The 607-nt window shown below is 50.4% G+C and carries 1 protein-coding gene; it reads right to left on the bottom strand.

Annotated features, from left to right (window positions below; genetic code table 11):
- Positions 1 to 607, bottom strand: a 607-nt coding sequence (locus FQZ95_RS05170; protein ID WP_160529953.1) for a DNA-methyltransferase, incomplete at both ends; no start/stop codon positions are given.

Genomic DNA, 607 nt, shown 5'->3' with positions numbered 1-607 from the left:
CGTTCGGCAACTGCCACTGACTGGTACCAAACCAGTGCGAAGCCATGTTTTTCTTTCCGGTGGCTTCCGCTATCTGTTTTGACGTTATTCCCAGTGATTCACGCGCATCACGAAAGTAAGAAATCAGCGGGGCCATGACGTGCTGTTTTAGCTCGCGCCCCTTTGCCGCATAGCCGTCATTTTTGGGCTGGTATGGCCCCTGATAATGTTCTGCAAACAGAATGCGTTCTGTTGCCGGAAAATACGCCCGCAGGCTTTCCTTGTTGCACCCGTTCCAGCGCCCGGACGGCTTCGCCCAGATAATATGGTTCAGTACATTAAAGCGTCCACGCATCATGATTTCGATATCAGATGCCAGGCGATGACCACAGAACAGGTAAAGACTTCCGGTGGGCTTCAGTACCCGCCAGAACTGCGCCAGACACTGGTCCAGCCATTTCAGATAATCATCGTCGCCCTTCCACTGGTTATCCCAGCTCTCGGGCTTTACTTTAAAGTATGGCGGGTCTGTGACTATCAGATCGACAGAGTTTTCCGGTAAGGTCTGGATAAATTCCAGGCAATCAGCGTTGATTAACTCACAACTGGATATTTTTACAGTATTAGC

The organism is Escherichia sp. HH41S (assembly GCF_009820115.1).
GTDB classification, from domain to species: domain Bacteria; phylum Pseudomonadota; class Gammaproteobacteria; order Enterobacterales; family Enterobacteriaceae; genus Escherichia; species Escherichia coli_F.
Note: the sequence above shows the minus strand (reverse complement) of the source record. Positions and strands in the feature narration are given on the sequence as shown.